Source organism: Peribacillus sp. SIMBA_075, from assembly GCF_046534585.1.
The window spans coordinates 1-269 of record NZ_JAWRYN010000687.1; the positions used below are offsets into that span (position 1 = coordinate 1).

Genomic DNA, 269 nt, shown 5'->3' on the forward strand with positions numbered 1-269 from the left:
TTAGTCCATTTAATAAATGAACCGAATGAAAGGGTTACCATAACATATAGGGAAATTGGTGACACACTTATACATAGACTAATGTAGAGGTGAAAGCTGTTTCCTCGTCCAAGGAATGAGTGTATTTTGTTTGGAGGTAATAATATGTTCGATAAACCAAATGAGCAAAAAAAATGGGAGGGAATTCAGGCTGCGGCCTTTAATCCTAATCTAGTGGGGCCAACACTTCCAGCTATTCCTCCCTTTACTTTCCCAACAGGTCCTGTAGG

Annotated in this window: 1 protein-coding gene; it reads left to right on the plus strand. The window is 39.8% G+C overall.

Features of this window, described 5'->3' with window-relative positions:
- Positions 1-144: 144 nt before the first annotated feature.
- The coding region (locus tag SB775_RS29940; RefSeq protein WP_410864884.1) for an exosporium leader peptide-containing protein at positions 145-269 on the plus strand (125 nt) is incomplete at its 3' end.